Origin of the sequence: Bacillus sp. CGMCC 1.60114 (genome assembly GCF_042676365.1) — a bacterium.
GTDB lineage: Bacteria > Bacillota > Bacilli > Bacillales > Bacillaceae_G > Bacillus_A > Bacillus_A rhizoplanae_A.
Genome location: NZ_JBHTHG010000010.1, coordinates 1 through 8,120, shown reverse-complemented (window position 1 = coordinate 8,120; position 8,120 = coordinate 1). Strand labels below are relative to the sequence as shown.

At 33.3% G+C, this 8,120-nt stretch carries 7 protein-coding genes and 2 pseudogenes; 2 read left to right on the top strand and 7 right to left on the bottom strand.

The window, feature by feature from the left end; all coding sequences use genetic code 11:
- The 4 genes and pseudogenes from ACFQZ1_RS05870 to ACFQZ1_RS05855 all read right to left on the bottom strand — a co-directional run.
- Window positions 1–94, bottom strand: a pseudogene (locus tag ACFQZ1_RS05870) (IS6 family transposase); the annotation flags it as partial.
- A 478-nt stretch (window positions 95–572) separates the two neighbouring features.
- Window positions 573–1,229 carry an NAD(P)H-binding protein gene (locus ACFQZ1_RS05865; protein WP_377881178.1) on the bottom strand — a complete coding sequence of 219 codons (657 nt, stop codon included), beginning with the start codon at window positions 1,227–1,229 and terminating at the stop codon, window positions 573–575.
- Window positions 1,230–1,318: 89 nt separating this feature from the next.
- On the bottom strand, window positions 1,319–2,290 hold the full coding sequence (locus tag ACFQZ1_RS05860; RefSeq protein ID WP_377881177.1) for a helix-turn-helix domain-containing protein: 972 nt from the start codon (window positions 2,288–2,290) through the stop codon (window positions 1,319–1,321).
- Between the two features lie 10 nt (window positions 2,291–2,300).
- Window positions 2,301–3,113, bottom strand: coding sequence for an oxidoreductase (locus tag ACFQZ1_RS05855; RefSeq protein WP_377881175.1), 813 nt, complete (start codon window positions 3,111–3,113; stop codon window positions 2,301–2,303).
- A gap of 187 nt (window positions 3,114–3,300) precedes the next feature.
- On the opposite strand from ACFQZ1_RS05855, the gene ACFQZ1_RS05850 reads away from it, so the two are divergent.
- Entirely contained in the window at window positions 3,301–3,492 is a 192-nt protein-coding gene (locus ACFQZ1_RS05850) for a hypothetical protein (RefSeq protein ID WP_377881172.1), read from the top strand.
- A 170-nt stretch (window positions 3,493–3,662) separates the two neighbouring features.
- Here ACFQZ1_RS05850 and ACFQZ1_RS05845 read toward each other — a convergent pair whose 3' ends face one another.
- A complete protein-coding gene (locus ACFQZ1_RS05845; RefSeq protein ID WP_377881170.1) occupies window positions 3,663–4,496 on the bottom strand; it encodes a CPBP family intramembrane glutamic endopeptidase in 834 nt (277 codons plus the stop codon).
- 1,143 nt (window positions 4,497–5,639) lie between these two features.
- Here ACFQZ1_RS05845 and ACFQZ1_RS05840 point away from each other — a divergent pair.
- Entirely contained in the window at window positions 5,640–6,218 is a 579-nt protein-coding gene (locus ACFQZ1_RS05840; protein WP_377881168.1) for a hypothetical protein, read from the top strand.
- Between the two features lie 211 nt (window positions 6,219–6,429).
- On the opposite strand, the pseudogene ACFQZ1_RS05835 reads toward ACFQZ1_RS05840, so the two are convergent.
- Together ACFQZ1_RS05835 and ACFQZ1_RS05830 are read right to left on the bottom strand one after the other, a co-directional pair.
- Window positions 6,430–6,576: pseudogene (locus tag ACFQZ1_RS05835) on the bottom strand (transposase); the annotation flags it as partial.
- 87 nt (window positions 6,577–6,663) lie between these two features.
- Window positions 6,664–7,056 (bottom strand): DUF2283 domain-containing protein, encoded by a 393-nt coding sequence (locus tag ACFQZ1_RS05830; RefSeq protein ID WP_377881167.1) that lies wholly within the window; start codon window positions 7,054–7,056, stop codon window positions 6,664–6,666.
- Between the last annotated feature and the right edge of the window lie 1,064 nt (window positions 7,057–8,120).

Below are 8,120 nucleotides of genomic sequence, written 5' to 3'. Positions count from 1 at the left end.
GAAAGCTCAAGTTGTACCGTAGGTACCATCTGACAGTAAGAAGAATAATATCGGGTTGATAATGTTTCCACTTGAATAAATTTTGCTTTTCCATACTGATCACGTCCCTTTTTTAGATTGGTAGTATCAGTATGTCCAAGATTTAGAGATTACTTGCATGTATTTTGAAGTTTTTGCACCAGAACCTTTTAAATTGTGTTGCGTTAGCAACCAATTTTGATAGTTTTTTTCTTTGTAATGCAACACAAATGATGTTGTGTTGCATCAAGATACTCTTAACGTTGTTAAAATCGCTTATTTTCATGTCGAAATTTGCTTAACGTGGGTTTAGGTCTGTACCCCATGCCCATCAAGTTAAGAAGTTCAAATTACCCCAAAACGAAGATTTTGCACAAGTTGCTCAATTTCATCGTTTTGGGGCATTGTATTTTTGCTAAGTTGATGGGCATGACCTACGGGCAATAAAATAGCCGATTTTCACCACGTTAAGGCGAAAATCGGCTGTCTATTACGGTTGGTACAATGGTTGAAGAAAATTCATTGTTGTACATCCTTTATAATCCAAGGAATTATCATTCATGATTAGCTTCAACATACTTCCGAATGGCTTGGCCTTTCACCGTAAATATACCGTTCTCTTTGATTTTGGCAGAGTTTATCATGGTTTGCGCCAATATCTCTGTCGGCAGAGGTTGTTGAGAACGAAAAATACCCAATTTATTAAAAAAATGCAATGCTTTCAATGCAGCAACTTCACCTATTCTATCAGTATTTTTTCGTATCAGTAAAGGTGGGTTAAAGATTGACAACTTTAGAAACCCTAAAGCCCTTACTGCTTCTTCTAACTGTCCTTTCATCTTTGAATAGAAAATAGGAGAATTTGGAGATGCATCAACAGAAGATACTAATACATAATGGCTCACGTTGTTTTCTTTGGCAGCTTTAGCAAACTGGTATTGATATTCGTAATCAATTTTCCATTGGGCTTCTTTGCTTCCCGCTGCTTTTAGGGTAGTTCCCATACATGAAAACAAAACATCCCCCTTCACTAAATGTTTCCATTGTTCTGGTTTGTCAAAGTCAATAACATGTACATTTAATTTTTCGTGTTGGAAATCTGGATAACACCTAACAAAAATATCTACCTGATGAAAAGAATCGTCTTTTAACAATAAGTCCAACAAGTCTTTACCTGTGGCTCCCGTTGCTCCTACTAATAATGCATTCATCTTCTCCTCCTCTATGACCTTCCACCTCCGTCAGAGCATGAATATACTATGATTATGGAATAAACGATTGATGACTGTGCGTCGGAACCCTATTTATGAAATGATTTATACTCTGAAATGGTTTGACCCGTCCATTTTTTAAAAGCGCGGACAAAAGAATTAGAATCTGCATAACCAAGTAAGTATGCAATATCGTTGGTAGTCAAATTGGGTTCTTGCAGATAGTGAAATGCCAGCATTTTTTGAACGGCTTGTAACTGTTGATTGAATGTTGTGTTTTCAGCGCTCAGATTTCGCTGAAGTGTCCTTACACTAATCCCTAATGTAGACGCAATTTCTTCTAAAGTGAAATGGCCACTCGGAATGGCTGAAAACAAAATTGCCTGGACATTTTGAGAAAAGGATTTTTGGTGAGAAATCTCTTGGAGTCTTCTTGCAAACTCTGGTTTCAAATACTCCCACATGATATTGTTTTGGGTTAAAAAAGGTCGTTTTAAATCTTCTAGTTTGAATATCAGTTGGTTCGTTACGCTTTTTGTTCCACGAATTCCAAAAAACTCTTCAATAAGAGGATCATAGAAATAAGGTCCCTGAACAAGAAGGGGAATGATTCTTTCACCCGTCGCTATTCTAAGCAAACTAACGAGCAATAGCTGCTCGTTTAATAAAGCAAACCGAGGGAGTTCCTGATTGGGATAAATAAAGGAAAAATGATAACACACAGTAGTTGATGTCTCATTCATCTGAATTTCCACAGGGCCAATTAAACCTTTGTATTTTGCTAAGCGTTGCATACCTTCATAGCCATTTTTTGCTGACATGGCAGCAAAAAATGGCGGCATAAACATATTGATATTTTCTATTTGACTAAAGGCCAGTAATTGCTCATCAGACAAGATATGATCAAATTCTTGGAGAAGCCGGTAATATTCAAGATTGGTTAAGGTTAATGTTTCTTTCCAAAGCATATTAGGAATATTGGCCTTATGCAGAAGTTCTTCCATAGAAACGCCTAATGATGCAAAAAATTGTTGAAACTGGTGAGTAATCGTGATTTTCATGGTTATTTCCTCATGACATGTTTGTCATCAGCTTATCATAGACTCTGTCTGGTAAAATCATCTTTAAAAAGACAATTGGTTTTGCGCCAAATCCAATGAGATAGCGAGTTTTAGGTCTTTTTTTCTGAACGGCTTTTACAATCGTTTTCGCAATCAATTCAGGTTTTGATAGCATATTAGAAGAATATTGCTTTTTCATACCTTTGGCTGTTTTTGCAGCTAATTCTTCATAAGCTCCTCCTTTTGAGGTTTCCAGTAAATGATCTGCGGCAATAAATCCCCAGTCAGTTTTAATTCCGCCCGGTTCAATCAATACAACGTCTATTCCATATTGAGAAATCTCCATGCGAAGGCAGTCGCTAAACCCTTCTAAAGCATATTTTGTCGCATGATACCAAGCTCCAAATAATGTAGTAACCCGACCACCCATAGATGAGACATTCACAATCTTTCCAGAGCGTTGTGCTCGCATCGTAGGGAGAACCAACTGTGTAAGACGGGCTAATCCAAATATATTCACATCAAATTGTTTTCTTGCTTCTTCTAAAGGGACATCTTCAACAGCTCCATATGACCCGTACCCTGCATTGTTAATTAAAATATCAATCCGGCCTTCAGCCGCTACAATTGTATCCACGCAGTTTTGAATAGAGAATTCGTCTGTAATATCTAAGCTGATCGGAATCACACCATCTTTTTCTAAGCCGCTCATTTTTTCTAATCGACGTGCTGCACCGTATACTTTATGACCTTGTTTCGCTAATAATTGCGCAGTTTGATACCCGATTCCACTACTTGCACCTGTAATTAAAATCACTTTCATGCGTTCATTCCTCCTTTGTTATGGTATTCATTTTAGAAGAAAACCATTCAATATCCCACGTCAATGCACGCCAACCATAATTCAATTTGTGCCAGATACAGAGCAAAACGTAAAACTTATGCTATTTCGCTTTAGAAATAACACAGAACAGTTTGTCGGTTGAAAGCTTGAATGAAACTTAATACTTATGAATAAGTTAACAAAAACCGAAATAATAGCATTAATTCTTTGGGCTTTTACTTATAGTTATGTAGGAACTAGTCTTGGAATAAAAAAAGATATTTATTATTTATTTATTGGAGGTTTTATTTTTTTTGGAGGTGCATTTTTAATCTGTTATATTATTAGAACACTTAAAAAAGATAAAACCAAAGAATAATTATACAAAAAGACCGATTATAGCATGATGTGCACCCCAATTGTTAGACACGAATAACAATTGGGGTATCAGTTGGACGGCTTTCTGTATCTTTTGCTTAGCGTGTTTTTTTTCAAAATGCTGGCGGTACCTCGTATAGAACATACATAAAAAAATTGTAAAAACTATTACTAAATCAAATCATGTTCTTCATTTATAAATTTTGTAATTTTATTCCCGTATAATACTTTCTTTGGATTTATAATTATAATTAAAATCGCAACTATCAAATAAAAAATTGCATTATACATAATTAATTCAATTAATTTTCCATTTATTATGCCAATAAATAAATTAAAGAAAAAGTGGATGATCATTGGAATAATTAAATTTCGATTTAAATTATAAAATGCTGTCATGATAATTGTAGTAGATATAATTGCAATCATAAAAAACAAAATATATTTGATTAAATTACTGCCTGCAAAACCTGTAGTAAACCATATAGGTAAATGCCACATTCCCCACCAAAAACCAATAATTATTGAAGATTTTAATGGCGAATATTTTTTTTGAAGCTCCATTAATGCAAAACCTCTCCACCCTAATTCTTCTCCTAGTGGTCCAGCCACAATAGTTTTAACAAAGTAATAAATTAACACGCCCCATGTAGTTCTATTAAAAATCGAGTTTGCTTCACTGTTAATCGACACGAGAAACAACATCATCAAAAATATAATTATTTGAATCATACTTACAGTAAGAACTATAGGGAAACTAAGTTTATTTTTAAATCTATCTTTTACGAATCGAATAAAACTCTGTCCAGGATAGAGTTTTTTAGATAGCAACACAAAAGCAAAAGTGGAAGACCAAGCTGATATACAAAGCATTACATCAAAAATCCACGTTGGAAAATCTAATAACTTGGTGACTCCTACAAGAAGAAAAAGTGGCCAAAAAATAATGTTGGTTAATAATATAAAACTTACCACCGGTTTTTTTAGTCTTTTATCTCCATTCACATACGATCCCACCTTAAGCTAAATTTTTAAAGTACAATAATGTACCTATTCAGTGCATTATTATAATACACCGAATTTTCTTACTATTATAGCTATATTTTCTTTCAAAATATTACTAGTCAATTAATAAAACACATTTTTAACTGCTTATAATGTTACGTTATGTTAACCGTGTATGAATACAATATGCAAACAAATTCCCACAATAAATTACCTCTCTAAAATGGTATAATTAGGAAAAGGAGGGTGTTTCTTGACAGGAATATTCGTAATACTTGGTTTATTGATCGTCACCTTAATAGACTATGCGATGTTTCATCATGAAAGTAGTCGTTGGGAATGGTTCAACAAGAGAAGCAAGGCATCACGTATTGGCATCTTGATCATTATATTTGGCATGCTATTTGTCTTAAACTTTCTAGTTTTCATATAGCAAGCAAAGAAAAGGCAGACTCCCTCTCCAAACAGAAAGGGGTTTGCTGTAAAAACCAAATTATATTATAAAAGGGGTAATTCATGATGGAATTCCAAATGGAGGTAATTCTAACGAGTATTTGTGTGACTATCATAGTATTTATGACTGTCTACTCCATCATTAGAGTATTAAACATTGCCTACAAAAGAAAAGAAATAACTTTCGGTAGATTTACAACTTCGGTGATATCTACAGTCTTAATAGGTCTATCCATAACGGCAGCTTTACCCTTGACTTTCCAACGGGTATATAACCTAATCCTTTAATCTATATCGTAATAAAGAACTTCCTATATCGAGAATTATGTGAACACTAAAGTCCCCCAGTTAAACAATCTGGGGGATTTTTAATAGTCTTCTAAATACATTGAATCCCGATAATGTTACGTTATGTTAACCCTACATGTATACGCTTTACAGATAAAATCTTTAAGTCCTTTTTACATAAAAAGATATAATTTGATAAATGATTATTTTTGTGAAGATAGAGAAAGAAGAATTCTTTCGGATAAATCGTTAAATAAATATGGAGATTTTTTTAGTATTCTTTCAGCATTCTTTCAGCTTTATTTAAGTGTTCTTTAAGAAGGGTTTAATATTATAACTATACAATAAAAGACTATTATACTAGGTTAAATCTAATAAATATTTTAAGTTAGGAGTTTTTTTATGCTAAAACAGTGGATTAAAAATCCAAAAGAGAGGAAATTAATTTATATTGCAATCATAGCAGCTTTCGTTATTCTTGCATGTGGATTTTGGACAATTGAACACAGAAATTCATTAACAATAAATATGCCAACAGATATACCAGCAGATATAAATCATCAACATATGCACCACATGAAAAGTCCTTTGGAATTTTATGCTAAAAATAAAGCTTCTTTAGGTCGAATTGGTATTTTTGCTACATTTGCCATATTTCCTCTTTATTTTTTATTAAGACTCAAAAAAATAAAATTAGGAAAAGAGATTAAAGCATTCATTTCAAAAATCTTAAAGTGGGTGAAATTATTTCATGTTTCTTTTGCAGTTATTGCATTCGCATTGATTACCATGCATGTAATTATTATGGTATTTTATGAATGGAAAACAAATGCAATCTCTATATCAGGTGTTATTTCGTATATTTTATTTCTTGCATTAGGAGCATTGGGATTTCTACGATACAAACGAAAAGATAAAAATTGGCATTACTATCTTTCTTTTGCTTTTGTATGTTCAATGCTGATTCATACATGGCTCTAAATTGATTTAGTCATTTTCACTATTTTTAATGTCCGCTAATGCTTATTGCGTGATTTGGTTCCATTGCTACACAAAGGCCAATAGTTGAAGGTGCCAGAATATTAAATACCGCAGCCGTTTCTATAAGTGAAGTACCCGTATCAATCATAAAGTTTAGTACGTCTAGTTTAAACTCTTCAGTATAGTTTGTATAGGTAGAAACCAAGCCTGCCTCACCTTGATTTTCATAAAAAGCAATCCACTTTTGGACATCACTTCGAGAAACCTTGAATTTCCTAGCGAGGCTTTTTTTACTACAATTCGTTTGTAAATAATGTTCGACTATCTTTAATTTGAACTCAGCTGTGTATTTTGACATAAAGAAACACCCCAATAGTTAGCTTTTTGTCTAACAATTGGGGTGCAGCTCATTGAGGGTCTCGTTTTATTATGGAAATGCCGCCTACTATACAGTAACTTCTTCCAAAAGATCTTTATCATATTTATTAAGATTTATAACATCAAACCCAATAAAACATTCAAATTCTTCATCCGAGAAACAAAAATCAATTCCTTTATATTGAAATTTATTCTTTACCTCTTGTTCGGATAAGCGAAAAGAATATACGTTACCATTTTTCTTATATATTTTCTCAGAACCCGCTAATTTAGATAGTTCAGATGCTACAGGGCCAAAGAATTCAATGCCTACAATTCTATCATGTTGATCGATATCAAGTCCTAAGTACTCATTAACTTCTAACTCATCAGTAGATTGAATTTTATATTGAGCAACTGATGAGAAAATGTATAGATAAGCTAATTTTGCCTCATTGTCATAAGTTATTCTTGATTTCATTTTTTCTTCTTACCTCCATCTACTTTTTGGTTTTGCTGTTTTGTATGTAGTTGTCAAAGAATTTCCCTGTCTTGCTACTGCCACACCATTATAATAATAAACTATTGAATTATATGCTGGATCATAATATTTTTTCCCTTTAGTTACAGCATTCCGCCCCATCGCTATCAAGCTAACAAAACAAAATACCCCCTAAAATGAAAAAATTTGATTAAAACTCACATAGAGTTCTTTAATCGAAAAGAAATAAACCGATGCAACTTTTTTTGTAAACGGTATAAATTTCTCTAAAACAGTACCTCCTTTTATAAACAGTACGGTTTTATTTCAAAGGTACAATTCGTTTTCATAGTTCACATAAATTTCAAAATTATAATCTTGAACTGGTAATATTTGTTATATAATAAAATTATTAAGACAGTTCTCCTTAGGTTAGTATGTCTGATGAGATTGTTTATGTAGCTCTATGATTTACCCTACCCTAAAAAGAACTTGTAGTGATTTCTACAAGTTCTTTTTGTATTTCTGGTTAAACATGGGTGAAATAGTATGTAATTCTGTGACGTGTTTGATAGGCATGGGGTACCGTCAGGAAAATGCGGATCACTAATGCCGTAGCTGTTGTACATGACTATTACGCTTTCTAAAATTTCTCATTTCCTCCTTTTATTAGGATGATTAATCTGATATAATGTACTTAATCGAAATTTATTTTGATTCTCCAAGGCGTTCTGTTATATCCAGAGCGCTTTTTTATTTTGTTGATGCGTTATACGCATCGTAATGACCGAGAACGTTGCAGTGTGGGGGTGCAACATACATTTAGGTGTTGGTGTATTGTCCTCGATCATTACGACAGGTACAGCCCTGTCTCATCATGTGAGGTCTTGAAGTTCTAATACACAGCATTGATATTCAGCATTCCAGCGTTTTACTTCTGCTATATTCCCGAAATGATATGGCCTCACCATATCATTTCGGGAATTCTGTACGTTTAGACACATTCTTGTCACAATTAACCCATTTTGCTGTACGCTAAGATATATTTGTTCAGAAAATCCTTA

Excerpts from the sequence above, each read along its gene's own strand:
- ACFQZ1_RS05865 (WP_377881178.1), bottom strand. The coding sequence starts at position 1,229 with ATGAATGCATTATTAGTAGGAGCAACGGGAGCCACAGGTAAAGACTTG.
- ACFQZ1_RS05860 (WP_377881177.1), bottom strand. The coding sequence starts at position 2,290 with ATGAAAATCACGATTACTCACCAGTTTCAACAATTTTTTGCATCATTA.
- ACFQZ1_RS05855 (WP_377881175.1), bottom strand. The coding sequence starts at position 3,113 with ATGAAAGTGATTTTAATTACAGGTGCAAGTAGTGGAATCGGGTATCAA.
- ACFQZ1_RS05850 (WP_377881172.1), top strand. The coding sequence starts at position 3,301 with ATGAATAAGTTAACAAAAACCGAAATAATAGCATTAATTCTTTGGGCT.
- ACFQZ1_RS05840 (WP_377881168.1), top strand. The coding sequence starts at position 5,640 with ATGCTAAAACAGTGGATTAAAAATCCAAAAGAGAGGAAATTAATTTAT.
- ACFQZ1_RS05830 (WP_377881167.1), bottom strand. The coding sequence starts at position 7,056 with ATGAAATCAAGAATAACTTATGACAATGAGGCAAAATTAGCTTATCTA.